Below are 25,844 nucleotides of genomic sequence, written 5' to 3'. Positions count from 1 at the left end.
GCGGTCGCGCCCGTCGATCTTCAGGTCCGCGAGCATGATCTGCTGGGTCGCGGTGTAATCCCAGGTTTCGCCGGGATTGATCTGATAGTGCCACTTATAGGCGCCGGTATCCGGGTCGAGCGCGAGAATGGAGGAGAGGAACAGATTGTCCCCCTTGCCGGCGCTGCGCCATTTGTGATTCCAGGGCGAGCCATTGCCGACGCCGATAAGAAGCTGGTTCAGCTCTTGATCGTAGACCACGCTGTCCCACACGGTGCCGCCGCCGCCGAGCTTCCAGTAATTCTCGCCATACCAGGTCGGCCGGGCCAGCTTCTCCAGGATCGCGTCGGAGGCAGCGCCATCCGGTCCGTCCTTCGGATTGCCGGGCACCGTATAGAAGCGCCAGACGAGCTTGCCAGTGTTGGTATCGTAGGCCGAGACATAGCCGCGCACGCCCAGTTCCGCGCCGCTATTGCCGATGATCACCTTGTCGCGCACCACGCGCGGGGCCATGGTGATGGTGTAGGGCTTCTTCTGGTCGACCGTGATGGTCTCCCAGACCTTCTGGCCGGTCTTGGCGTCGATGGCGATCAGCCGGCCGTCGATGGTGCCGACGAAGACGCGGCCCTTCCACACGGCGACGCCGCGATTGACGACGTCGCAACAGGCGTGCGCGGCCTTGGAGCCTTCATTCTCCGGGTCGAACTGCCAGAGCTGCTTGCCGGTCGCGGCATCGATGGCGACGACCTTGGACCAGGCGGTGGACGTGTACATCACGCCATCGACCACGATGGGCGTGCCCTCCTGCCCGCGCGCGGTATCGAGTTCCAGCGCCCAGGCGAGGCTCAGCTCACCGATATTGCCGTCATTGATCTGGGTGAGCCGCGAATAGCGCTGCTCATCATAGGTGCGGCCATAGGTCAGCCAGTTGTCGTCATCCTTGCCAGCCGCCTCAAGCCGCGCCTGATCGATGGCGGCGGGGCCGAGCGACGTTTCGCTCCCCTCGACGCCGCTGCACGCCGCCAGAAGCATCGTCAGCACCGCAATCGGCACAGGCCGGATCGACCGCAACACCATAATCCACTCTCCTCTTCGCCCGACCCGCTCCGGCCCCGGCTTTGTCCTGAAACAAAGATAAGAGGGGAATGCCCGGCAGGCAGTCCCCTCTTTCCCCCTTTTAGTCCGTCATCCTCAGAATTTGAACGACGCGCCGAGGTAGAAGCGGCGGCCATTCATATCATAGAAGTAGGCGTTGAACGGGCTGGCACCCACGCCATTCCCGAGCGGAGCCGCCGTATTATACTCGATCAGCGGCGGCGCCTTGTCGAACAGATTGTCCACACCCCAACGCAGCGTCGCATCCCGTGTCACCGCGAACGAGCCGTTCAGGTTGAACAGATCGTAGGCCGGTGCGCCCACAAAGGTGGTGGCGTTGTTGGAAGTATAGGTGATCGACTTGGCGGCAGGCAGATGCTGCCACTGCACCCCAACCGTGACAGGCCCGACCGCATAGCTGAACGAGTTCAGCATCTTCCAACGGAAGGAACCAGGGTTGATGCCGTTCTCGGCAATGGCTGCGCTGCCCACCGGACCCAGCGTGCCGGCATATTCAACCAGCTGCCCGGCCGGTCCGGCCGAAGCCGGAAGGGGCGCAGATTTCATCGAGAGCAGATAGTTGAACACCGAGTTCACGCTGAACGTGCCCGGTCCCACCGGAACGGACCAGTCGAGTTGCACATCGATGCCCGAGGTGCGGAAACGTCCGTTGTTCAAGTAGGTGACCTGCACATTACCCAGCGCGCCATCGCCGGCCACCCGTCCAATGGCTTGGCAGGTCGCTGCTGCGGCAGCAGCGGCCGGATTGTTGCTGATCGCCGGATTGAACGCGGGGTCGAAACAACGGCGTTGTGCGGTGTCGAGCGTGAGGGGGCCGATGGCGTCGTCCACCTTGATATTATAATAATCGACCGTCAGTCGCAGGCGACGCAGCAACTCGCTGGTCGCTGTGGATTTGAACACGGCGCCGAGAGTCCAGGTCTTGGCCTTTTCGGGCTGAATGCTCGGATTTCCAACGAGGGTCGGGAACGCAAAGGCCGGGCCCTGCGCATTGTAGAAGGCCGGGTCGGAGTAGAAGGTGTTTGCGGTCCCGGCGATCGTCTGGTCCATCAGGATGCGGCAGACCGCCAGCACATTGGCGGCGTTCGGATTGGTGGCCGTATTGGCGGACCAGCCCAAGGTGTTATTCAGGCGACAGACGTCACCACCACCAGCCGCTGTGAAGGTCTGCTGGGGCGCCAAGAACAACTCGGCCACGTTCGGTGCCCGGATAGCCTTGTTGAACCCGCCACGGATGGTGAGAAAGTCGGCAACTTCCCAATCGGCCATCGCCTTCCAGGTGAAGGCATTGCCGGTCGTGTTGTAGTGCGAGTTACGCGCACCCACGGTCACGTCCAGCTTGCGGATCAGCGGCAGATCGGAAAGCACCGGCACGAGCAACTCGCCGTAGAATTCATCCACGCGGATGAGCCCCTTCGAGTTGCCGCTCGGATAGATGCCGATCGCCTGATCCTGGAAGGACGTGCCCTGCGAGGTCAGCGTATCGTTCTCGAACTCATACCGGTTCTGACGATGGCTCGCGCCAACGGCCGCACGAACCTGACCGGCCGGCAGGTTGAACAGCCCGCCCTGCGCGTTCGCTTCAAACACGCTCTGCTGCATGACCGCCCGGTTCTTGAGGTCGGCGCGGATGGCGTCGATACAATCCTGGGAGATCTGCGCGGCCTTGTTGAACGGATTGAAGCCGCTCGTGCAGGTGGCCGATGCCGCGCCGAAACCGCCAAAGGCTGCGTTCCCCTGTGAGCTGAATCCGGCGCCCCAGTTGGGCGATTGGATGACAGCCCGGAAGCGCGCGAGCGAGGCCGTGCCCGTAATCAGGGCATTGGTTTCGGACTCACCCTGGGACGCATAGGCTTCCCAGGTCCAGTCAGTGCCAGGCACCTTGCCTTCCAAACCGGCGACCAGATTGTAGGTGAACACATCTGTACGAGATTCGCGGTTGGCGTAATTAAGGTAGTAAGTGAGCTGCCATGGCGCAGTCGGATTACCGCGCGAAGCCAGCACCTGCGCCAACTCGGTTGGGATTGCTCGCCCATCGACGGGAATGAGCGCGGACCATCCGTTCACGGATGGCGAGGGCTGCTGGACCGTGCGGGTCTGAACACGCGTGAACGTGCCTTGCGCGAAGGCGCCGATCCAGTCGTTGATCTCGTAATTGCCGCGCGCATAGAGGTTGTAACGGTTGAGCGGCAGAACCAGCAGCTCGTCCTGGAAATTCTGCCCGAGCGTTCCGTCGCCCTGACGCTTCCATTTCAGGCCGGTCAGATCACCCTTGAAGCGCGAAACGCCCCCGGGAGGGCTCTGGAAGAAGCCGGTGAAAGCCGTGCCATCGTCGTTGAAGTAAAGCCGGCTGCCGGCCGCAACGCGCGCGGCGCCGCCCGCAGTCGTTCCGAACAGGTTGTTCAGCGCAGCCTGACTGGGATTGTTACCGCCGACCGGCTGATAGCCCGAGAAATCGGGGAAGAACTCGGTGCCGGTGAAGCGGGGGTCCTGCCACGCGCTGCGGAACCAGGGCCGGTCGCGGCGCAGGGCGCTTTCGCGATCGTTCATGGACAGGCCAATCGTGATGTTGCCTCGGCCATCGTCGAAGTTCGCGCCCATGATCCCGCTGATGGAAAACTCACGACCGTCGCCCCGCTGGGAGATGCCCATCTGGGTATCGAACTGAAGACCCTGGAAGTTCTTCTTCAGGATGAAGTTGACCACGCCGGCCACGGCGTCCGCGCCGTAGGTCGCCGAGGCACCGCCAGTGATGATCTCGACCCGCTCGATAGCCGCTGCCGGAATCGTGTTGATGTCGACAACGCCAAGCCCATTGGCCGGTGTTGCCCGGCGCCCATCGACCAGCACCAGAGAGCGGTTGGTGCCGAGGCCGCGCAGCGAAACCGTCGCAGCGCCGGGCGTGCTGGTAGCGGTCGGCTGAATGTCGCTCGCAATGGCGGGGGTTTGGACCGGCGTGAAGCCGGGAAGCTTGTTGAGATTGGTCTCAAGCGCGGCGGTGGAGCTGTTCTGGAGCAGTTCCTGCCCCGCTGTGACGATCGGGCTGCTGGCTTCATAGTCGCGTCGAACGATGCGCGAGCCGGTGACCACGATGGATTGCTCGTCAGCGCCATCGGTCTGCTGCGCGATCGCGCCCGATGGCATGGACAGAACCGTCAGTGCCGTCGTGCACGCCAATGCTGCGCGCACGCAAAACGAGTCCATTTTTACAGACATAGTTTCCTCTCCCTTTTCTCAGCCGCCTCCCGACGACTGCACTCCCGCCCACTTTTCGGAGCCCGATTCTGGGTCGTCAGGTCGCTGACACCCCCTTGTCGGCACACTCTCGTAGTAAGCTAACTAATAGGCTAGGCGACGATCCAGGACAAACTCAAGCGGATAATATCATCGATAACGCAATCGAACGGAGTGTTGCCAATTAGGCACAATTTCCAGAATTCATATTTATGATTTAAAACCAATGTTTTGAATGTGTTTTTCGTGCTAAAATCGCCGATCTGCAAGGAGATGTCGCCGCCCCATAAGTGGATGAAGTCAATTTTCGCAAAAACACTTTCGGCAACGCTGCCAAGTTTCATGCAAATTCCGGGCTGCGATCCCGCGTAGCCTCCGTCGCGCGCCGCACGCGTTCGCCAAGGCTTGTGGCGTCGGCCAGCAGAGCTTAGATTGTGAGCATGGCCACCGCTGACCATCACATTCACAACCATGCCGAGCCGACGGGCATCAAGCTCTCTGCTGCGGCCCGCGCCACGCTCGAAGCCAAAGGCGAGCAGTGGACGGACATGCGCAGCGACATTTTCGATGTGCTCGCGGCCGAGGAAAAGCCGGCGTCTGCCTATGACATCGCAGACAAGGTCTCGCAAAAGCGTGGCAAGCGCGTCGCGCCCAACAGCATCTATCGCATTCTCGACCTGTTCGTGGCGACCAACCTCGCCCAGCGGGTGGAAAGCGCCAATGCCTATATCGCCAACGCCCATCCCGGCTGCCTGCACGACTGCATCTTCCTGGTCTGCAAGGCCTGCGGCGAGGCCACGCATATCGACAATGACAGGCTGACCAGCGAAGTCCGCCGCATTGCCGGAGAAGACGGGTTCGCAACCGAACGTCCCGTTATCGAAGTGCTGGGCACCTGCGCCAAATGCGCCTGACCTGAGGCGCTCACAGGCACTGCGACATAGCGCCCTGCCCCTTAGACCAGTTGCCGCAATATGCGATGAGCGTATCATCACAGGTTGGATGACCGTTCGACAATGGCCGGTTAACGCACTAGATAAGAGCCGATGATGGACCAGCCCGAGACGCCCCTGCTCGATCAGGTGCGCACCCCCGCCGATCTTCGCAAGCTCGCCCCCGAACAACTGCGGCAGTTGGCCGATGAGTTGCGCGCAGAAACGATTTCCGCCGTCGGCACGACGGGCGGCCATCTGGGCTCCGGCCTTGGTGTCGTCGAGCTGACGACTGCCATCCATTATGTGTTCAACACGCCGGACGACAAGCTGGTCTGGGATGTCGGGCATCAATGCTATCCGCACAAGATCCTGACCGACCGGCGTGATCGCATCCGCACGCTGCGCCAGGGCGGTGGCTTGTCCGGCTTCACCAAGCGCTCGGAAAGCGAATATGATCCGTTCGGGGCGGCGCATAGCTCCACCTCGATCAGCGCCGCGCTCGGCTTTGCCATCGCCAACAAGCTGAGCGGCCAGCCCGGCAAGGGCATCGCCGTCATCGGGGATGGCGCCATGTCTGCTGGCATGGCCTATGAGGCGATGAACAATGCGCGCGAGGCCGGCAACCGGCTCGTCGTCATCCTCAACGATAATGACATGTCGATCGCGCCGCCGGTCGGCGGTCTCTCGGCCTATCTGGCGCGGATCGTCTCCAGCCGCGAGTTCCTCTCGGTGCGCGAGGCGCTGCGCAAGCTGGCGCGCAAGCTGCCCCGCCCGCTCCATCAGGCCGCCCGCAAGACGGACGAGTTTGCCCGGGGCATGGCGATGGGCGGGACGCTCTTCGAGGAGCTGGGCTTCTATTATGTCGGCCCCATCGATGGCCACAATCTTGACCAGCTGATCCCCGTGCTGGAGAATGTGCGCGACATGGCGGACGGGCCGGTGCTCGTCCATGTCGTCACGCAAAAGGGCAAGGGCTACGGCCCTGCCGAGGCGGCCGCGGACAAATATCACGGCGTCCAGAAATTCAATGTCGTGACCGGCGAGCAGGCCAAGGCCCCGGCCGGCCCGCCAAGCTACACCAATGTCTTCGCGCAGGCCCTGCTGGCCGAGGCCGAGCGCGACGAAAAGATCATTGCGATCACCGCTGCCATGCCCTCTGGCACCGGGCTCGACAAGTTCCAGAAGACCTTCCCGAACCGCTGCTTCGACGTCGGCATTGCCGAGCAGCATGCCGTGACCTTTGCCGCCGGCCTCGCCGCGCAGGGGATGCGCCCGTTCGCGGCGATCTACTCGACCTTCCTGCAGCGCGCCTATGATCAGGTGGTGCATGACGTGGCGATCCAGAATCTACCGGTCCGCTTCGCGATCGACCGCGCCGGGCTGGTCGGTGCGGATGGCAGCACTCACGCCGGCAGCTTCGACATCACCTATCTCGCCACTCTGCCCAACATGGTGGTGATGGCGGCTGCCGACGAGGCCGAGCTGGTCCACATGGTCCACACCGCCGCCTGTCATGACAGCAGCCCCATCGCGCTGCGTTACCCGCGCGGCAATGGCGTCGGCGTTCCCCTGCCCGCCAAGCCGGAGCGGCTGGAGATCGGCAAGGGCCGCATCGTGCGCGAAGGCAAGCGCGTCGCGATCCTGTCGCTCGGCACGCGGCTCGAGGAAGCGCTCAAGGCCGCCGATGCGCTGGACGCACGCGGCCTCTCCACCGCCGTCGCCGATCTGCGCTTCGCCAAGCCGCTGGACGAAGCGCTGATCCGCAAGCTGCTCACCACCCATGATGTGGCGGTAACGGTCGAGGAAGGCAGCATCGGCGGCTTCGGCGCGCATGTGCTCACGCTCGCAAGCGACGAGGGCCTCATCGATGCCGGCCTCAAGCTGCGCACCCTGCGCCTGCCGGACGTGTTCCAGGATCAGGACAAGCCGGAAAAGCAGTATGACGACGCCCGGCTGAATGCGCCGCATATCGTCGAGACCGTGCTGACGGCGCTGCGCCATAACAGCACCGGCATCGAGGAGACCGGAGCGCGGGCGTGACGGCCGGCACCGTCCGCACCGGGATCGGCGGCTGGACCTACGAGCCGTGGCGCGGCACCTTCTACCCGGCCGATCTGCCCAAGGCGAAGGAACTGGACTACGCCGTCAATCATCTGGCGACGATCGAGATCAACGGCACCTTCTACCGCACCCAATCCCCGGCGACCTTCGCCAAATGGCGCGACGCGGCGCCGGATGGGTTCGTCTATGCGGTCAAGGCGCTGCAATATTGCGTGGCGAAGAAGAAGCTCGCCGAGGCTGGCGAATCGATTGGCAAATTCCTGAACTCGGGCTTGTCCGAGCTGGGCGACAAGCTCGGGCCGATCCTCTGGCAGTTCCGCCCGACGCGTCAGTTCGATGCCGACGACATGGCCGCCTTTTTCGCCATGCTGCCTCACAAGATCGATGGCGTTCGCACCCGCCACGCCGTCGAGGTGCGTCATCAAAGCTTTGCCTGTCCCGAGTTCGTCGCCCTCGCCCGGCAGCATGGCATCGCCATCGTGATCGCGGATCATAACGAGCACCCGCAGATCGCCGATCTAACCGCCGATTTTGTCTATGCGCGCCTCATGAAGAGTGAAGAGCAGGTCGAGACCGGCTACGCAGCCGCCGATCTCGATCAATGGGCCAAGATTGCCCAATCATGGTCCGCCGGACAGGCGCCAGAAGCGCTGAACTATGTCACGCCAGACAACGCGCCCGCCCAGCCCCGCGATGTCTTCGCCTACTTCATTTCCGGTGCAAAAGAGCGCAATCCCGCAGCGGCCATGGCGCTCGCCGAGCGCCTGACCGCGCGGGATTGATCGCGACGGATCAGACCGGCATCTGCGCGTGATCGCCCGCTTCCTGCGGGTCGATGCGGCTGCCGGTCAGCAGCTTGAGACGGCCCTTGATGCCAAGATCGGCCGTCCAGATCTCAATGTCGCCAAGGTCCATCCGCAGCACCAGCAGCTTAGGATCGTCGCGCCCGTCGAACCACGCTTCGACAGGATTGCTCCAAAAGCGGTCGATCAGCCCCTCATCGGTTTCCTCGACAAGCTCACCTGAAACGCAGGCGAACACATCATGTCCCTTGGACATGAACTGCGCCATGGCCGGCCCGCCGGACGCAAGGCGATTGTCACGCTCGGTAAAGAACCAGACGGCGCCGCCATAAGCCGGGCCGAGATCCTTATCCAAGCAGGCGTGCATGGGCAGCGCGTGCTCGTCGCTTGCGTTGCGGCGGACCATCAGCACCGGGCTGGCGGCCAGCGCCTTCCAGAAATCATCCTTGATATCGTGAGACATGAGTGACTCTCCTTTCCCCCGCTCAACGAGCCGCTGAGGGGAAAGGTTGCAGCGCTGCCCTTCGGGGCGGCGCCGTCACTCATGCTGATAAGCTGCGCCTTATTGCGCGGACGCAACCACGCGCGCGAACTGGCCATCACCCTCGGGCGCAGCAATGATGTCCTGCGTGACACGGCCCTTTTCGAGCACTTCCGTCTTGGGGTCGCCAACGACCGAACGGATGCCGACCTCGGCCAGCGAGCGGCCGGCTTCGCGCAGCGCCGAGGTCTCAGCGCCGCTGCGCGCAGCGGTGCCGCCGAACATCGCCTCAAGCGCCTGCTGGTTGAGATTCTGCTGGCTCGCAGCCGTGCCGGGCGCCGGCGGCGAGAGCGAGAAGTCCGGCGGAATGACCAGCGGAGGCTGGCGGGAGACAGCCATTTCGTCCGGCCGATCACGGTTGAACAGGCTCGTGCCTCCGCAGGCGGACAGCAGGGTCAGGCCGGCGAGCACAACCGGAAGACGATAAGACAGACGCATGTTAACGGGACTCCTTCGCTGCGGTCTTTTCGCGCAGCAGCAGCGCGCGTGCAAGCAGGATGACGACGCCGATACTGATTGCGGCATCGGCAAGGTTGAAAATAAGGAACGGCCGCCATTCGCCAATGTGGAAATCGGCATAGTCGATGACATAGCCCAGCCGCACCCGGTCGATGATGTTGCCGATGGCGCCGCCCAGCACCAGGCCGAGCGCCAGCGCATCGTCGCGCTCCTTCTCACGCCAGATCCACCAGAGCACGAAGGCGGAGACGGCCATGGTCATGGCGACCAGCGCCCAGCGCATCACGTCGGTCTCGGCGTGGAAGAAGCCCATCGAAATGCCGCGATTCTCGGCGTAGGTCAGCTTGAAGAACGGGATCAGCTCGATGCCGACAAGACCGCGCTCGTGCAGTTCCAGCACCCGCGTGACGAAATATTTGACGAGCTGGTCGAGCGCCGTGACGCCGAGCGCAAGCGCCACCGCCGCCTTGCGCCAGGCCCCGGCAAGCGCCGCGCTCATGCCAGCACCTCCGCGCATCGCCCGCACAGGTCGCCATCCGCGTCCACCTCGGGCAGATGCCGCCAGCAGCGGCCGCATTTGTGCTTGTCGGTCGCGGTGATCGCCGGGGCGGCCAGATCGGCATCCTGCGTCACGCTGGCCACGATACACATCTCCGCAAAATCCACGTCCTCGGGCACATCGGCCATCCGCACATCCGCCGCGAGGCTGGAGCGCACGACCTTCTCGCGCCGGAGCGGTTCAATGGCTTCGTTCACCTGATCGCGCGATGAACGGATCGCCGCCCAGCGCACGCCGAGCGACGGATCGCGCCACAGCCGATCCACCTCTGGCCATTCGAGCAGATGCACCGAGCCATCCTCACTCGGATAGCGCGCCTGCCAGACTTCCTCGGCCGTGAAGGGGATGATCGGCGCAGCATAGCGCACCAGCGCGTGGAAGAGATGGTCCAGCACCGTGCGGTAAGCGCGGCGCTTGGCCGTCTCCGCGCCCGTCGCCGGGTTCACGTCGCAATAGAGGCAATCCTTGCGGATATCGAAGAAGAAGGCCGAGAGATCGTTGTTGGCGAAGTCGTTGAGTGCGCGGGTATAGCGGCCGAACTCCAGCCAGATGTCCCGCTCCTCGCCCTTGTCGACCACCGCGCGCAGCTCCGCGTCCAGCTCGGCGAGGCGATGGAGCATGTAGCGCTCCAGTTCCGGCATGGCGGACACCGCCACCCGATCCGCCTTCTCGAAGCCGGCGAGAGCGCCGAGCAGATAGCGGAAGGTGTTGCGCAGCTTGCGATAGGCATCGGATGCGCCGGCCAGCACTTCCTTGCCGATGCGCACATCGTCGAAATAATCGGTGGAGGCCGCCCACATGCGCAAGATGTCCGCGCCGCTCTCGTCCATCACCTTGAGCGGGTCGACCGTGTTGCCCAGGCTCTTGGACATCTTGCGGCCCTGCCCGTCCAGCGCGAAGCCGTGGGTGAGCACCGCGCCATAAGGCGCATGGCCGCGCGTACCGCAGCTTTCCAGCAGCGAGGACTGGAACCAGCCGCGATGCTGGTCCGAGCCTTCGAGATACAGGTCGGCGCGGGCACCCTCGCCATAGCGCGCCTCGACCACGAAGGCGTGAGTCGAGCCGCTGTCGAACCACACGTCGAGAATGTCGTTGACGACCTCATAGTCCGCCAGCGCATAGTCCGGCCCGAGCAGCGCCTGATGGTCCGCGCCGAACCAGGCATCCGCCCCGCCCTGCTTGAACGCCTCGACGATGCGGGCATTAACGGCGGGATCGTTGAGATACTGGCCGGTCTGGCGGTTCACATAGAGCGCAATGGGCACGCCCCAGGCGCGCTGGCGCGAGATCACCCAGTCCGGGCGGTCGCTGACCATTGCGTGGATGCGGTTGCGCGACCGCGCCGGCACCCAGCGCGTCGCCTCGATGGCATCGAGCGCCACTTCGCGCAGCGTCGGTCCGTTGCTGAGCGGTGCAGCGGCGTTGACGCCCAGCGCGATGCCCGCACCGATGCCAGCGAGCGGTGCGATCTCGACATCGGACGCCGTGCTCGCCTTGTCCATCGGGATGAACCATTGCGGCGTGCAGCGATAGATGATCCGCGCCTTGGAGCGCCAGCTATGCGGGTAGCTATGCTGGAAATCACCGGCGGACAGCAGCGCCCCGGCCGCGCGCAGATCGGTGAGGATCGGCCCATCGGGACCGTTGAACTTCGTATTGATGACACTGCCCTGCCCACCGAGCCACGCCCAGTCGTCACGGTAGCGGCCATCATCGGTGACGGCGAACACAGGATCGATACCGACCGCCTTGCAGGCGATGAAATCTTCCTCGCCATGATCGGGCGCCATGTGAACGAGGCCGGTGCCGGCATCGGTGGTAACATGATCGGCAGCGATGAACGGACGGGGACGATCGAAGAAACCGATCTTGCCACTTCCAGCACCCCCGTCACCCCGGACTTGATCCGGGGTCCAGCTGCCTTCGGCGCCGGTTGAAGAAGAAGCGGGAACCCCGCTTTCGCGGGGATGACGAAGGAGATTGGCCATCGGGTGGCGCGCGATGGCGCCGGCGAGCTGCGAGCCTTTTCCGCTCCAGACAATATCGTGGGAGGTCAAGCCGATCCGTGCCGCGACCTGCTCGATCAAAAGCGTCGCAACAAGAAGATGGGAAACACCGCCCCAATGTGATCCGAGCGCAGGATCGACCCGGTTTATGTGGAGCATCGAGTACTCAATGTCCTCCCCATAAGCGATCGCCTGGTTCACAGGGATCGTCCACGGAGTCGTGGTCCAGATCACCGCATGCGCGCCGACCAGATCGGGCGCATTCGGCGCCTCGACAATCTCGAACGCCAGATCGATCTGCGTCGAGGTGACATCCTCATATTCCACCTCGGCCTCGGCCAGCGCGGTCTTTTCGACCGGCGACCACATCACCGGCTTGGCGCCGCGATAGAGCTGGCCGCTCTCCGCAAACTTCAAAAGCTCGCCGACAATCGCCGCCTCGGCCTCGAACTTCATGGTGAGATAGGGGTCTTCCCAATCGCCCATGATGCCGAGGCGCTTGAACTGCTCCTTCTGCACGCCCACCCACTTGTCCGCATAAGCGCGGCACTGGGCGCGGAATTCCTGCGGGGGAACCTCGTCCTTGTTCAGCTTCTTCTTGCGATATTCCTCCTCGATCTTCCACTCGATGGGGAGACCGTGGCAATCCCAGCCGGGCACATAGGGCGCATCCTTGCCGAGCAGGCTCTGGCTGCGCACGATGATATCCTTCAACACCTTGTTCATCGCATGGCCCATGTGAATGTCACCATTCGCATAAGGCGGGCCATCATGGAGGATGAAGCGGGTGCGGCCCTTCCGCTCCGCGCGCAGCTTGCCGTAGAGATCCTGGGCCTGCCAGCGCGCGAGAATGCCCGGCTCCTTCTGGGCGAGACCGGCCTTCATCGGGAAGTCGGTCTGCGGCAGGAAGACGGTGCTCTTGAAGTCTTCGCTCTTCTGGCTTGGCTGGTCGGTCATGGGCTTCCGGCAATCGCTATGGCGTCCGCATCGGGCGAGGCGCGGCGTCCGCCCCTGGCTGCCCTGCGCAGACGAACAGGAAATCAGCGCCCGCCCCTACGCGAGGGCGCGCGCTGGCGCAAGCGACGGGCGGCTCCACCGGCGCCGGCGAGGGCACATCGCGCCGCCCGCCGTGGAACTACACGCCGGGCCGGACGTTCTTTTGAGCAGCATCTGGGATGCGCGCGCGGGACACAGCCTGGGAGATCGCTGTCGTCCAGCCGTTTAAAAAGACCGGGAGGGTTGCATGTCGCTTCTCAACATCATCATCATCTTGATCGTCGTCGGCGTGTTGCTGTGGCTCATCAACACGTACATTCCGATGGACGGCAAGATCAAAAGCATCCTCAACATCGTCGTGGTGATCGCGGTGGTGCTCTGGCTGCTGCAGGCCTTTGGCGTGCTCGGCTCGCTTGGCGGCGTCCACGTCAACTAGCCGACGCCGATCAGCCCTATCAAATCCCCATTTCAGCGGCGCGCAAGTCGGCCGCGCAATAATCGAACGAGGTTGTCCATGAAACTTCCCGCCACTCTCGCCAGCCTGGCCCTCATCTCGCTGCCCATCGCAGCCTGCAGTGAGAAAGCGCAGCAGGAAACCAGCGAAGCGGCCGACGCCGTCGGCAACGATGTCGAGCATGCCGGTGACCATGCCGCGCAGGAATCCCGCGAAGCGAGCCGCGAGGCCGGCGCCGCTGCAGACCGGATCGGCGACGACATCCAGCAGGGCGCGCGCCAAGCCGGCGCCGCGGCGGATCGCGTGGGCGACGACATCAGCCGTGGGGCCGATGCCGCAGCCGACCGCACCGGCGCCGCGCTGGAAAACACCGGACGCGCAATTCGCGACTGAATCTGAGGGGTAGCGCCTCCCGGCGCTGCTCCGCGTATATCACAGAAGGGCGGCTCGGTTTACGGGCCGCCCTTTTTGCGTCTGGGCAGCACAGCCCACATTCTCATGCTTTATCAAGATGATCGACGCGCTCTTAGAAGATCGCTTGTCACGCGATCCATAATTCCGTACATCAGGAATTAACGGTCACTGAGAGCCGTCTTGGGAGAGTGAACATGAGACCTTTGTTGTTGTGCACCGTCGCGTGCGCCGCCTTCATCCCCGCCGCCGTCGCCGCACAGGGCGCCGCGGTTTCGCCGGCCGATACGACCAATGATGGCGGCCTAGTCGACATCATCGTCACCGCCCAGCGCGTGGAAGAGAACAGCCAGCGCACCCCCCTCGCCGTCGATGTGATTCGGCCCGAGGAACTGACCCGCCAGAATGTTGTGCGCGCAGAAGACCTCTCGCGCATCTCCCCGTCCCTGTCCGCATCCGGCGGTGGCGGGCCGACGACGGTCTTCTTCGTGCGCGGCGTGGGCAACTCCACCGTCAATGCCTATTCGGACCCGGCGATCTCGTTCAACTATGACGGCGTCTACATCGGCCGCCCCACCTCGACCTCCGGCGTGTTCTACGATCTGCAGCGCGTCGAAGTGCTCAAGGGACCGCAGGGCACGCTTTATGGGCGCAACGCCACGGCGGGCGCCATCAATGTCATCCCCAATCGGCCCAAGCTGGGCGAGACATCCGGCAGCGCGACCCTGGGTTATGGCAATTATAACTGGTTCACCGGCCAGGCCGCGCTGAACGTGCCGCTCGGCGAAACTGTCGCCCTGCGTGCCGCCGGCACATTCTCCAGCCACGATGCTTTCCAGACCGACGGCACGGGCAATCAGCGCGAACATGGCGGTCGCCTGCAGATCTATGCCGAGCCGACGCCGGATCTCTCCCTTCGTGTCGCAGCCGATTATGCCCATCAAGGCGGCGCGAGCAGCAGCGGCTATTATCTGGGCGCGGTCAACCCGACCTTCGGTCCGAACGGCCCCTCGGGCTACCAGTTCGTGCCCAGCAATTTCTCGACCCAGCAGGGCCTGCTCGATCCGGCCTCCAACGCCTATCTGGCGCCGCGCTTCTTCACGCAGGTCGGCCGGGCCGGCGCGGTCGTGGATGGCGTGCCGTTCAACGACAATGATTATTGGGGCATCACCGCCGAACTGAACTACACCACGCCTGCCGGCACGCTGACGGTCCAGCCCGCCTATCGTGAGGCGGACCTCGAATATGCCTTCAACGGCGTGTTCCGGCAGGGTTACACCAAGGAAAAGGACAAGCAGACCAGCGTCGAAGCCCGCTGGACGGGCGACTTCGGCCCCTCGGTCGATTATCTGATCGGCGCGATGTACTTCGACGAGGAAATCGCAGCAGTCGCCCGCTACAACCAGCAGAGCCTCTCGCCCTACCAGAATTTCCGGACGAAAACGGAAAGCTGGGCCGGCTTCGGAAAGCTTACCGTGCGCCCCGTCGAGCAACTGAGCCTGACGGCCGGCGCGCGTTATACCTCAGACAAGAAGCGGTTCGACGGCACCTCGAATGTCTACATCCTGTTCTGCGGCAATCCCGCGCCGCCGCAGGATATCTGCCCCACCCTGCCGTTCATCCCTCTGGCGGAGACGGAAGCCGATTTGCAGGCCTTCTATGGCCAGCGCGGTATCCCGATCACGCCGGTCCCGCTCTTCGCCCTGCCGCCGATCGCCGGCGGTTCTCAGACCGCACCTTTTGTCCTGCGCTCGCAAATCCCGATCAATTCCGGCCTGACCAATAACAAGTTCACTTATCGCTTGGCTGCGCAGTATGATTTCTCGCCGCGCAACATGGTCTACGCCAGCTTTGAGACGGGCTACCATGCCGGTGGCTTCAACTTCGCACGCGGCCTTGAAACCTATCGGCCGGAAACGATCGACGCCTATACCATCGGCACCAAAAACCGGTTCCTCGACAATCGCCTGCAGGTGAACCTCGAGGGCTTCCTGTGGAAGTACAAGGACCAGCAGTTCAGCCAGTTCGGCTATGATCTCGGCACGCCGCCTTCGACCGTGTTCCTGACGCGCAACATCGGCAACAGCACGATCAAGGGGCTGGATCTCGACGTGGAGTTCATGGCCACGCCGAACACCCTGCTCTCGGCGAATGTGCAGTATCTCGACACGAAATATGACAGCTTCGTCTACTTCGCGCCGAATCAGGGCCTGCCGGCCAACACCACCTGCGCCTCGACGCCAGAGTTGCAGGTCACGCCCGGTGGCACGATCAGCGTGTTCCGTATCGACTGCTCGGGCAACCAGGCGTTCAACTCGCCGAAATGGTCGTTCAATCTCGACGCGCAGCAGACCATTCCGCTCGGCACATACAAGGCTGTGCTGCAGGGCGGGACGCGCTATCGTGGATCGAGCTATTCTACGGCGGACTATTTGCCCTATCTCCGGTCGGAAGCGGCGTTTGTGAGCTATGCGTCGCTGACGCTCGCAACGGAGGATGACCGGTTCTTCGTCACGGCGTACATCAACAATATCGAGAATAATCAGCGCCTCATCACCGGCAACATCACATCGGCCTCGCTGGTCACGGCCAGCGCAGAACAGCCCCGGACCTACGGTCTGCGTATCGGCGGCAAGTTCTGAGCAAGGTCAGGCTCATCCAGGGAGTTATGCATGGTTAGCGTTACCGATCTTCATTATGTCGCCATGGCCGTGCCGGACCTTGCCAAGGAACGCGAGTTCTACGGCAAGACCTGGGGGCTGATTGAGGTCGCGGAGCAGGACGGCCGCGTCTACTTCGCCGCCGAAGGCATGCCCCACCCCTATGTGATCGTGCTGCGGGAAGACGCGGAGAAGAAGACCGATCTTGTCGGCTTCTCCGCCGCCTCCAAGGAGGACGTGCTGGCGATCTTCGAACAGGTGAAGGCAGCCGGCGCGAAGATCATCAGCGAACCCGCCCCGGCCAGCGGCCCGGCCGGGGGCTTCGCCTTCCGCTTCTTCGATCCTGACGGGCGGGCGATGGAGGTGATCTGCGACAGCACCCCGCGTGAGTTCCGCAAGCTCGACAAGGGCGAGGCCATCCCCATCGGCATCAGCCATGTGGTGTTCCACTCGCCTGACCATGTCGCGCTCGCAGACTTCTACCAGAAGGCGCTGGGCTTCCGCCTGTCCGACTGGATCGGCAAGTTCATGGTCTTCCTGCGCTGCAACTCGGCGCACCACCGCCTCGCGATCCTCCCCGGACCGCCGGCACTCAACCACATCGCGTTCGACGTGAGTTCGGTGGACGAGCTGATGCGCGGCCTCGCACGGATGCATGAGAGCGGCATCAAGCTGAGCTGGGGGCCGGGCCGGCACACCGCGGGCAACAACACCTTCAGCTATTTCGTCACGCCCAACGGCAATGCCGTCGAGTACACCTCCGATCTTGAGGAAGTGGACGAGGACAGCTGGCAGGTCACCCACTACGAGCCAGGGCCAAACACCATCGATCAATGGGGCACCGGTCGCATCATCACCGGTAATGTGCCTCATGCCGAAATGCAGCCCGACAAGGGCCTGTGGCAGGTTCCGGCCTAAGAAAGGCGCTTACAGCATGATCCGTACAGCATTGGTCGTCGGCGGCGGCGTCGGTGGCATGAGCGCGAGCCTGTCGCTCGCCAAACGCGGCGTCGCCGTGGAACTGATCGATATCGACCCGCAATGGCGCGCTTATGGCGCTGGCATCAGCGTCACTGGCCTGTCCTTACGGGCGTTCGATGACCTCGGCATTCTGGATGAAATCCGCGAGCGGGGTTTTGTCGGCACCGGCTTCCGCCTGCGCACACCGGACGGCGCGGTGGTGATGGAAACGCCGCGCCATGCCGGGCTCGCTCCCATCGATTCGAGCGGCGGCATCATGCGCCCGGTCCTCCACGCCATCTTGCAGAAACATGTTCGCAAGGCCGACGTCACCGTGACGCTGGGCGTCGAGCCGCGCGGCTTCAGGGAAAGCGGCGACGGGGTGACCATCGCCCTGTCCGACGGCACGGAGCGCACGGTCGATCTGGTCGTCGCGGCCGATGGCATCCAGTCCAAGACGCGCAAGACCCTGTTCCCCGATGCGCCGGCTCCGCAGTTCACCGGACAGGGCTGCTGGCGCATCGTCGCCGACCGCCCCGAGGGTCTGGACGGCGCCGAAATGTATATCGGCGGCCCGGTCAAGCTCGGCCTCAACCCGATCTCGCAGGATAAGCTCTACGCATTCATCCTCGAGCATGTGCCCGACAATCCCTGGTATGCCGATGAGGACATGCTGCCGCGCGTCGCCGAGTTGCTCGCGCCCTATGGAGGCGACATCGTCAAAATCCGGGAAAGCCTCGGCGAGGACTCGCTGGTGAATTACCGCCCGCTCGAATGGCAGCTCCTGCCCTTGCCCTGGCACAAGGGGCGCGTGGTGGTGATCGGCGATGCCGCCCATGCCACCACGCCGCATATGGCCTCGGGCGCCGGCCTCGCTGCCGAAGATGGCCTCGTGCTCGCCGATGAGCTGGCGAAGACCGACGATGTCGAAGCCGCACTGACCGCCTTTGGCGTGCGCCGGTTCGAGCGCGCGCGGATGGTGGTAGAAAACTCGGTGCGGATCGGCGAGATCGAGATGGCCGGCGGCAATCAGGTGGATGCCAACAAGATGCTCGGCGGAACGATGCAGAAACTCAAGGAGCCCTATTGATGACGGTTGGTTTGGCGACAGTGGGCACGGCTGCCGTGCTCGTCCGCGACGATCGCTTCGTCCCGCTGGCCCATTGGGGCGAGCAGCGCGACCTGCCCGGCCTTCTGGCGGCGTGGGACGAGATCCTGCCGCAGATCGAGCGCTGGGCCGCTGACGAGGCGGCGTTTGCCAGTGCGCAGAGCTTTGCCGAGGCGGATGTGCGAGCGCCCTATCGCCCCGGCCAAGTGTTCTGCACCGGCGCCAATTACAAGAAGCATGTCGTCGGCCTGGTCATGGGCGACCCCTCGATGCGCACGGCCGATGCCGAGGCGATGAGCGACGATGAGCGCCGCCGCAGGGTCGAGGAGATGATGGACGCCCGCGCGCAGGCGGAACCCTATTGCTTTATCAAGCTGCCCTCCTGCGTGGTCGGCCCGCGCGATGCCGTTGTGCTGCCGCGCAACGTGATCAAGCCGGACTGGGAGTTGGAGCTGGGCGTGGTGATCGGCAAGCCGGCCCGCCATGTCTCCGCCGCGCAGGCCGTGGACCATGTCGCGGGCTTCGTGGTGGTCAACGACGTCACCGCGCGCGAGCAGATTTTCCGGCGCGATGCCGGCGGGTTGGGCGCGGACTGGCTATCGGGCAAATGCTTCCCGACCTTCCTGCCCTTCGGCCCGATGATCGTGCCCCGGCAGTATGTCGCCGATCCCTATGATCTGACGATCACCCTGTCGGTCAACGGCAAGGTCTACCAGAATGAGTCGACGCGCGACATGATGGTCAGCATCGAGCGGCAGATTGCCTATCTCTCCGACCGCGTGGAGTTGATGCCGGGCGACGTGATCTGCACCGGCTCACCTTATGGCAATGGCTCCGCCTTCGGCGTGTTCCTGCAGCCGGGCGACGAGATGGAAGGCACGATCACCGGCCTCGGCACCCAGCGCAACCGCTGCGTGGCGGAAGGCGCCAGCTAGGTGCGGGGCCGCAGGCCGTTCATCAGCAGGTCGACGACGAATTCCTCATATCGGCTGGTCAGCTCCTCGGCAGCGATATCTGCCGGGAAGAGCTGCCTGACCACGGGCTCGGCCGTCGCGAAGAAGTCGAACAAGCCGAGGACCGCGACGTGAAGCAGGGCAGGATCGACGTCCCTGATCGAACTGGAGTCCCGCGCGAGCACCTCGCCCAGCCAGGCAACAGCCTCGCGGTTCATGTCGCCGAGGCGCTCGCCCACGTCGGACGATTTCGCGTCGGCCAGCTCGTCGACCATCAGCCGGTGGATATGGCGGTTGGAGCGGGTAAACCGCGCCGTGCGGCGAATATTGTCTTCCACCACTTCATGCGCCGGGCGCGGATCGCGGGCGCTATAGGGCACCCGATCCATCATCGAGGTCGCAACCGCCAGAAGCAGGTTGCTGCGGTCTTTGAAGTAATAGCGCACCAGCGCCGGGTCCACGCCCGCTTCCCGCGCGATCATCGCAATCGAGATGCGCTCGGGCGGATGCTCCTTCACAAGCCGTTCCGCCGTTTGCAGTACGACCTCGCGCCCAACCCCATTTTCGGCCGGCCGGCCCTGCCCCCGTTTGCGCGGTTTTTTCGCTTCACCCATGATGCTACGCTTGGCGCGAAAAATATATTCCTGCAAATAGGAATTGCTGGACCGCGCGCAATCGCTAAGCTTTGACGGATATCGACAGGAGAGACGGATGGCCAACTGGCCTTTCACCCAAGGCATTCATGACATCGGCAATGGCCTCTATGGCTATGTTCAGCCGGACGGCACATGGGGCTGGTCTAATGCGGGCCTGATCGCCAGCGACGGCGAGACACTGCTGGTCGATACGCTGATGAGCGTGCCGCTGACGCGCGAGATGCTGGAACGGTTTAAGGCCAAGGTGCCGGAAGCCGCGAAGATCGACCGGCTGGTCAACACCCATGCCAACCCCGACCATTTCTTCGGCAATGGCCTGGTGGCGGATGCGGAGATCATCGGCACCAACGAAGCCAAGAAGGAAATGGCCGGCTTCAACCCGAAGATGCTCGCCAACCTGAAGAACGTCTACACCGAGATGGGCGATACCGGCGCGTTTCTCTATGAGACCATGGGTCGCAAGTTCGATTTCTCGGGCGTGGATGAGCTGACGCTGCCGAACCGCACCTTCGACGGGCGCCTCGATCTCAATGTCGGCTCGAAGGCGGTCTCGCTGATCGACCTGGGCCCGGCACACACGGATTCCGACACGATCGTGTGGGTGCCGCAGGATCGTGTGGTGTTCACAGGCGACCTGCTGTTCAACGAGGGGCATCCAATCATGTGGGCCGGTCCGGTCGAGAACTGGATCGCCGCCTGCCAATATATCGTCGATCTCGATCCGCAGGTGGTGGTGCCCGGCCACGGCCCGATCACGGACACGACGGCCGTCCGCAACATGCAGGCTTATTTCGAATATGTCCGCGATGAATCGCGCAAGCGGTTCGAAGCTGGCCTTTCCTATGAGGATGCCGCGCGCGACATCAACATGCAGGAGTTCCGCGGCTGGAGCGACCCCGAGCGGATCGTCGCCAATGTCTTCTCGCTCTACAAGCAATGGGGCGCGCAGTTCACGCCGGAGCAGCAGCGCGATCTGTTCGGCGCGATGGGCCGCTACCATCACGAAATGCAAAGCCATGCAGAAGGGTGCGACCATGCCCATTGAGATCAACGCGACGCACGACCCGCAGCGCAAGAGCTGGGTCGAAAGCGCAAACGCGGCTGACAGCGATTTCCCGATCCAGAATTTGCCCTTTGGCCTGTTCCGTCACCGGGGGGTGGCGCGCGGCGGTGTGGCGCTGGGTGCGTACGTTATCGATGTACCCCAGCTCCACGCCGCCGCCCTGCTGGATGGCGACGCGGCCGAGGCTGCGGCGGCCATGGCCGGCCCATCGCTCGCGCCCCTGTTGGCCGCCAGCCCGGAATCAGTCAGCGCCCTGCGCGCCCGCCTCTCCGACCTGTTCCGGGTTGATGGACCAGGCGACCGGCAGCAGCTCGAAGCCATGCTGGTCCCGCAGGCCGAAGCTGAGCTGCTGATGCCGCTCAAGCCCACGGCGTTCACGGATTTCTGCACATCCTACGATCATATCGCGCGGATGGCGCAGAAGGCGCCACCGCTGGCCGCGCTCTCCCTGCCGGTTGCCTATAACGGACGCGCCAGTTCCGTGCGGGAAGATGGCACGCCGGTCGTCCGACCGCAGGGCCAGTTCGAAACGCCGCCCGGAAGCGGCAACGTCCAGTTCGCGCCGGAGCCGATGCTCGATTTCGAGCTGGAATTCGGCGTGTGGCTGCGCGGCGGCAATCCGCTCGGGCAGCGCATCAGTATGGCGCAGGCGGAAGATCTCATGTTCGGCTGCTGTCTCGTCAATGACTGGTCCGCGCGCGGCATCCAGTTCTTCGAGTCTATTCTGGGGCCGCATCTGGGCAAGAGCTTCCTCACCACGATCAGCCCGTGGATCGTGACGATGGAAGCGCTCGCGCCCTTCCGCGTGGCCGCGCGCGGTCGGCCGGGCGACGAGCCGGCGGTCGCCGCTCATCTGCTCGATGCGCAGGATCGCGCGGCAGGCGGCATCAACATCGAACTCACCGCCGACTTCGCCAATGCGGCGGGATCGAGCGCGCGCATCGTGCGCAGCAATCTCGCCGAACTCTATTGGACGCTGGCACAGATGGTCGCGCATCAGGCCTCCAACGGAGCACCGCTGGAAGCGGGCGACCTGATCGCGACCGGCACCGTCTCGGGCGCCGCGCAGGAAGCGCGCGGCTGCCTCGCCGAGATCGTGCTGCGCGATGGCGAGACCATCGACCTGCCCGACGGCACGACCCGCCGCTGGCTGGAGGATGGCGACACCCTCACCCTCAAAGGCCGCGCAATGGCGGAGGGCTATGTGCCCATCGGCTTCGGCCCGTGCAGCGGCACCATTCATCCCGCAGGAGCAAGCGCATGACCATCACCACCTGTGGCGACCGCCAGCCGATCAAGGTCGCCGCGCGCGGCAAGCATCTGGTGGTGGACATCCATTGCCACCTCGGCATTCCCGCTGCCGACGCCATCGTGCAGGCGCGCCACCCCGGCCCGCCGCCCGGCATCAACGATTTCACCAGTGCGAAAACAAGCGAGGTCAACCGCGCCCAGTTTGCCACGATGGGGCGGACCCTCAACACGCTCGACCAGCGGCTGGCCGATATGGATCGGCTCGGCATCGATGTGCAGGCGATCAGCCCCAGCCCCGGCCAATATTTCTATTATGCCGATGCCGATGTTGCGCGGGAAGCGGCGCGCGCCGTCAATGACGGCATGGCTGCCGCGGTCGCGCAGCACCCCGACCGGCTGGTCGGCATGGGCACGGTGCCGCTGCAGGACGTTGGCCTTGCCGTCGAGGAAATGCGCCGCTGCGTACGCGACCTCGATCTGCGCGGCATCGAGATCAGCTCCAACGTCAATGGCCGCGACTTTCACGCCGAGGAGTTCCGCCCTTTTTTCGCGGCGGCCGAGGAACTGGGCATCCTGCTCTTCATCCACCCGCTGGGCTTCACTCATGCCAACCGGATGAGCGAATATTATTTCAACAACCTCATCGGCAATCCGCTCGAATCGACGCTGGCCGTGGGTCATCTGATCTTCGGTGGCGTGTTGGATCGCTACCCCGGCCTGCGCATCTGCGTGGCCCATGGCGGCGGCTATATGCCCGGCTATTGGGGCCGGATGGACCATGGCTGGCGCGCGCGTGGCGATTGCAGCGAGCATTGCCAGCACGAGCCCTCCAGCTATCTGCGCAAGCTGTGGCTGGATACGCTGGTGTTCGATCAGGACCAGCTCGACAGCCTCGTGCGCACTCATGGCGCGGACAAGCTGTGCCTGGGGACCGACTATCCCTTCGACATGTCCGAGCCCGATCCGCTGGGCTTCCACGCCCGCCTGAGCGACGAGGAGCAGCGCAAGATCCTCGGCCTCAACGCCGCTGAACTGCTTGGACTGGAGACTGCCGACAAGAGCTGACCCAGCTACACACGACCACCACCACCACCAAGGCCGCCGCACGAAGCAGACCTCCCGTAAGAGGCAGGGCCGATCAGGAGAGAAGACGGTGACGAAGACGCAGCACGGCGGGGCCTGGGTGCCCGGCTATACTCTGTTCCTGCTCTTCGTGAGCAATGTGTTCAATTACGCCGACCGGGCCTTGCTCGGCATCGTCGTCGATCCGGTGAAGGCCGATCTGCAGTTGAGCGACACGGCCATGAGCCTTGTGTCCGGCACGGCCTTCGTACTGTTCAACCTGATCGTCGGGATCTTCATCGCCCGCTGGGTGGACCATGGCAATCGCAAGAAAATCCTGCTGCTCGGCGTCGCCATCTGGTCCGGCGCCACGGCGCTGACCGGCCTTGCGGAAGGATTCGTGTCGCTGGCGCTCACCCGGGTTCTGGTCGGTGTCGGCGAGGCGACGGCCTTTCCGGTCGCCATCTCCGTCATTGCCGACCTGTATCCCAAGGATCGGCGGCCGCGCGCGCTGGGCATCTACCAGTCGAGCGCCTTTGTGGGCATCGTCGGCGGGTCGATCGCAGCCGGGATTCTCGCCGCGATATTCGGCTGGCGGACGATGTTCTTCATCTGCGGCGGCGCGGGCCTCGCCTTCGTGCTGCTGCTCGCGCTCACCATGAAAGAGCCACAGCGCGGCATGCATGACGAGCCGGATGCGGCGGATATGGGCATGCGCAACCTCCCCCAATCCATCCGCTTCCTGCTCGACCTGCCGGGCTTCCGCATGCTCGCGGTCGGCATGGGGATCTCGGCGATGGGCGCGGGCGTGCTGCCGGTCTGGGCGCCGGCGTTCCTGCTGCGGAGCCATGGCGTCAGCCTTGCCGAAGTGGGCGCCCTGATCGCGCCCTCGGTCGGCCTTGGCGGCATCGCCGGCGCCATTGCGTCCGGGTTCATGGCCAGCTACTTCACCAAGAAGCACGGGCGGGAGATCGACAGCCTCATGGTGCCCCTGATTGCGCTGCCCTTGTCCATCCCCTTCTTCATCGCCTTCTGCTTCGCGCCGTCGCTGGCCCTCACGCTGGGCGCCGCGGCGGTCATGAACTTCCTGCTCTCCAGCGGCATCACCCCCTGCTTCTCCGCAGCCATGGGACTGGCCACACCGCAGACCCGCGCGGTGGCATCGATGCTGCTGCTCGCTTCGTCGGGCATCATCGGCTCGGCGCTGGCGCCGCTCGTGGTCGGCGCGGCCAGTGATGCGCTGACGCCGCAGTTCGGCACCGAATCGCTGCGTTATGCTATGTCTGCCGTGACGGTGGCGCCGCTGCTGGGCTGCACCTTCCTCTGGCTCGCCTATCGCCGCGCCCGCGCCGCGACCATGCCCGCGGCCACCGCGGCGTGAGCACGCCGGCGTCCCCTTCCGAGTTCCGGCGCGGCTGGCCGGTGGTCCTCGCCGCCGCCTGCGGCTCGGGACTGGGGATTGCCGGACTGCTGACCTACTCGGCGGGGATCTTCGCAAAAGACCTCGAAATCGCGATCGGCCTCAGCCGCACGACGCTGGGCGCCGCCTTCTTCCTGGCGACGGTGGCGCTGGCCATCGCCCTGCCCATCGCCGGCTGGCTGATCGACCGGGTCGGCCCACGCTGGCCTGCCGTCGCCGGCTCACTGGCGCTGAGCGGCGGATTTGCGCTCCTCGGGACCGTCGTCCATTCGGTCGCCGGCTATATGAGCGTGATGGCAGGTATAGGCCTGCTGGCCGCCTGTTCGTCACCCGTTGCCTACACGCGCGCGGTCAATGCCGTCTTCGATCGGGCCCGCGGACTGGCGCTCGGCCTCACGCAGGTGGGCATCGGCATTTCCGCCGCCGTCGTGCCGCCTGTTCTGGCCATCATTGTGGCAGAACGGGGTTGGCAGGCCGGCTATCTGGCGCTCGCCGCCATTGCCGCGATGGGCGTCATCCCGGCGCTCAGCCTGCCCAACCTCCGCAGCCCCCGGACGCCCGATCGCGCAGGCGGCATGGCCCGCGCCCAGATGCGCTCGCCCCTCTACCTGCTGGTGCTGGCATCCTTCGGCATGATGGCGCTCTCCTTTGCAGGCTTGCTGCCCCATTTCGTCCCGATGCTGCGGGAATCCGGCCTGGATGCCCGCACCGCCGGATCGCTGGCGGGGCTCATCGGCGGCTCCGTGATCGTCAGCCGGATCGTTGTCGGCTGGCTGGCAGATCGGGTGCCGGCGCCACGCATTGCGGCGGCCTGCTGCGCCTTGTGCGCGCTGGGGTGCATCGCGCTGGTGACCGGCGGCGCAACGCTCGCCTGGATCGGCGCCATCGCGCTTGGCACGGCCATGGGCGCGGAAGCCGACCTCATCGGCTATCTGACCGCCCGCTACTTTGGCATCACCCATTATGGCGCGCTGTACGCCGTGCAATATGCCAGCTTCATGCTGCTGGCCGGGCTGGGCCCACTCTGGGTCGGCGCGCTGGCCGACGCGACCGGCGGATATAATGCCCCGCTCTGGGTGGCCGCTGCCGGCCTCGGCGTTTCCATCTTGCTGTTCCTGCGCTTGCCCAACCCGCAGCCAAGCCGCTAGAGCCAGCGG

The 25,844-nt window shown here is 64.4% G+C and carries 22 protein-coding genes; 14 read left to right on the top strand and 8 right to left on the bottom strand.

What is annotated here, in order from left to right; genetic code table 11:
• From M2343_RS16675 to M2343_RS16665, 3 genes are all read right to left on the bottom strand, one after another.
• Window positions 1-1,056: PQQ-binding-like beta-propeller repeat protein (locus M2343_RS16675; RefSeq protein ID WP_264603913.1), on the bottom strand; the 1,056-nt coding region annotated here is incomplete at its 3' end.
• 114 nt (window positions 1,057-1,170) lie between these two features.
• Complete coding sequence (locus M2343_RS16670; protein WP_264603912.1) at window positions 1,171-4,284, bottom strand: TonB-dependent receptor plug domain-containing protein; 3,114 nt, start codon at window positions 4,282-4,284, stop codon at window positions 1,171-1,173.
• A gap of 158 nt (window positions 4,285-4,442) precedes the next feature.
• Window positions 4,443-4,787 carry a hypothetical protein gene (locus M2343_RS16665; protein WP_264575108.1) on the bottom strand — a complete coding sequence of 115 codons (345 nt, stop codon included), beginning with the start codon at window positions 4,785-4,787 and terminating at the stop codon, window positions 4,443-4,445.
• On the opposite strand from M2343_RS16665, the gene M2343_RS16660 reads away from it, so the two are divergent.
• The 3 genes from M2343_RS16660 (at window position 4,770) to M2343_RS16650 (ending at window position 8,107) form a co-directional block, all read left to right on the top strand.
• Window positions 4,770-5,243, top strand: a complete 474-nt coding sequence (locus M2343_RS16660; protein ID WP_264571155.1) for a Fur family transcriptional regulator — start codon at window positions 4,770-4,772, stop codon at window positions 5,241-5,243. The two genes, M2343_RS16665 and M2343_RS16660, sit on opposite strands and share 18 nt — an antisense overlap.
• A 132-nt stretch (window positions 5,244-5,375) precedes the next feature.
• Window positions 5,376-7,304, top strand: coding sequence for a 1-deoxy-D-xylulose-5-phosphate synthase (gene dxs / locus M2343_RS16655; RefSeq protein ID WP_264575107.1), 1,929 nt, complete (start codon window positions 5,376-5,378; stop codon window positions 7,302-7,304).
• Window positions 7,301-8,107, top strand: coding sequence for a DUF72 domain-containing protein (locus tag M2343_RS16650; protein WP_264575106.1), 807 nt, complete (start codon window positions 7,301-7,303; stop codon window positions 8,105-8,107). Before dxs ends, M2343_RS16650 begins: the two co-directional genes overlap by 4 nt.
• A gap of 10 nt (window positions 8,108-8,117) precedes the next feature.
• Here M2343_RS16650 and M2343_RS16645 read toward each other — a convergent pair whose 3' ends face one another.
• From M2343_RS16645 to ileS, 4 genes are all read right to left on the bottom strand, one after another.
• Entirely contained in the window at window positions 8,118-8,591 is a 474-nt protein-coding gene (locus M2343_RS16645) for a pyridoxamine 5'-phosphate oxidase family protein (protein WP_264575105.1), read from the bottom strand.
• A gap of 99 nt (window positions 8,592-8,690) precedes the next feature.
• Complete coding sequence (locus M2343_RS16640; RefSeq protein ID WP_181560472.1) at window positions 8,691-9,107, bottom strand: DUF3035 domain-containing protein; 417 nt, start codon at window positions 9,105-9,107, stop codon at window positions 8,691-8,693.
• Between the two features lies 1 nt (window position 9,108).
• Window positions 9,109-9,627: a signal peptidase II gene (lspA, locus tag M2343_RS16635; RefSeq protein WP_264575104.1), complete on the bottom strand. Its 519-nt coding sequence runs from the start codon at window positions 9,625-9,627 to the stop codon at window positions 9,109-9,111.
• On the bottom strand, window positions 9,624-12,650 hold the full coding sequence (gene ileS, locus M2343_RS16630) for an isoleucine--tRNA ligase (protein ID WP_264575103.1): 3,027 nt from the start codon (window positions 12,648-12,650) through the stop codon (window positions 9,624-9,626). Before ileS ends, lspA begins: the two co-directional genes overlap by 4 nt.
• Before the next feature lie 286 nt (window positions 12,651-12,936).
• Here ileS and M2343_RS16625 point away from each other — a divergent pair, with 286 nt between their 5' ends.
• The 6 genes from M2343_RS16625 to M2343_RS16600 all read left to right on the top strand — a co-directional run bounded on the left by M2343_RS16625 (window position 12,937) and on the right by M2343_RS16600 (window position 19,217).
• Complete coding sequence (locus M2343_RS16625; RefSeq protein ID WP_181560474.1) at window positions 12,937-13,125, top strand: Thivi_2564 family membrane protein; 189 nt, start codon at window positions 12,937-12,939, stop codon at window positions 13,123-13,125.
• Window positions 13,126-13,203: 78 nt separating this feature from the next.
• A complete protein-coding gene (locus M2343_RS16620; protein ID WP_264575102.1) occupies window positions 13,204-13,536 on the top strand; it encodes an entericidin EcnAB in 333 nt (110 codons plus the stop codon).
• Window positions 13,537-13,751: 215 nt separating this feature from the next.
• Window positions 13,752-16,196 carry a TonB-dependent receptor gene (locus M2343_RS16615; protein WP_264575101.1) on the top strand — a complete coding sequence of 815 codons (2,445 nt, stop codon included), beginning with the start codon at window positions 13,752-13,754 and terminating at the stop codon, window positions 16,194-16,196.
• A gap of 30 nt (window positions 16,197-16,226) precedes the next feature.
• The gene (locus tag M2343_RS16610) at window positions 16,227-17,132 is read left to right on the top strand and encodes a VOC family protein (protein WP_181560477.1); all 906 of its coding nucleotides are present in this window, start codon (window positions 16,227-16,229) and stop codon (window positions 17,130-17,132) included.
• 16 nt (window positions 17,133-17,148) lie between these two features.
• Entirely contained in the window at window positions 17,149-18,264 is a 1,116-nt protein-coding gene (locus tag M2343_RS16605; protein ID WP_264575100.1) for an FAD-dependent oxidoreductase, read from the top strand.
• Complete coding sequence (locus M2343_RS16600) at window positions 18,264-19,217, top strand: fumarylacetoacetate hydrolase family protein (RefSeq protein ID WP_264575099.1); 954 nt, start codon at window positions 18,264-18,266, stop codon at window positions 19,215-19,217. Before M2343_RS16605 ends, M2343_RS16600 begins: the two co-directional genes overlap by 1 nt.
• On the opposite strand, the gene M2343_RS16595 is transcribed toward M2343_RS16600, so the two are convergent.
• Window positions 19,214-19,849, bottom strand: coding sequence for a TetR/AcrR family transcriptional regulator (locus M2343_RS16595; RefSeq protein ID WP_181560480.1), 636 nt, complete (start codon window positions 19,847-19,849; stop codon window positions 19,214-19,216). The genes M2343_RS16600 and M2343_RS16595 overlap by 4 nt on opposite strands.
• Window positions 19,850-19,946: 97 nt before the next feature.
• Between M2343_RS16595 and M2343_RS16590 the strand changes: the two genes are divergently transcribed.
• The 5 genes from M2343_RS16590 to M2343_RS16570 all read left to right on the top strand — a co-directional run bounded on the left by M2343_RS16590 (window position 19,947) and on the right by M2343_RS16570 (window position 25,835).
• Window positions 19,947-20,936: an MBL fold metallo-hydrolase gene (locus M2343_RS16590; RefSeq protein WP_264575098.1), complete on the top strand. Its 990-nt coding sequence runs from the start codon at window positions 19,947-19,949 to the stop codon at window positions 20,934-20,936.
• The gene (locus M2343_RS16585; protein ID WP_264575097.1) at window positions 20,926-22,218 is read left to right on the top strand and encodes a fumarylacetoacetate hydrolase family protein; all 1,293 of its coding nucleotides are present in this window, start codon (window positions 20,926-20,928) and stop codon (window positions 22,216-22,218) included. The genes M2343_RS16590 and M2343_RS16585 overlap by 11 nt, the downstream gene beginning before the upstream one ends.
• Entirely contained in the window at window positions 22,215-23,270 is a 1,056-nt protein-coding gene (locus M2343_RS16580) for an amidohydrolase family protein (RefSeq protein ID WP_264575096.1), read from the top strand. Before M2343_RS16585 ends, M2343_RS16580 begins: the two co-directional genes overlap by 4 nt.
• Window positions 23,271-23,358: 88 nt before the next feature.
• Window positions 23,359-24,648 carry a spinster family MFS transporter gene (locus M2343_RS16575; RefSeq protein ID WP_264575095.1) on the top strand — a complete coding sequence of 430 codons (1,290 nt, stop codon included), beginning with the start codon at window positions 23,359-23,361 and terminating at the stop codon, window positions 24,646-24,648.
• Window positions 24,645-25,835, top strand: coding sequence for an MFS transporter (locus M2343_RS16570; RefSeq protein WP_264575094.1), 1,191 nt, complete (start codon window positions 24,645-24,647; stop codon window positions 25,833-25,835). Before M2343_RS16575 ends, M2343_RS16570 begins: the two co-directional genes overlap by 4 nt.
• Window positions 25,836-25,844 lie beyond the last annotated feature (9 nt).

The organism is Sphingobium sp. B8D3B, assembly GCF_025961875.1.
In the GTDB taxonomy this organism is placed as follows: domain Bacteria; phylum Pseudomonadota; class Alphaproteobacteria; order Sphingomonadales; family Sphingomonadaceae; genus Sphingobium.
Note: the sequence above shows the minus strand (reverse complement) of the source record. Positions and strands in the feature narration are given on the sequence as shown.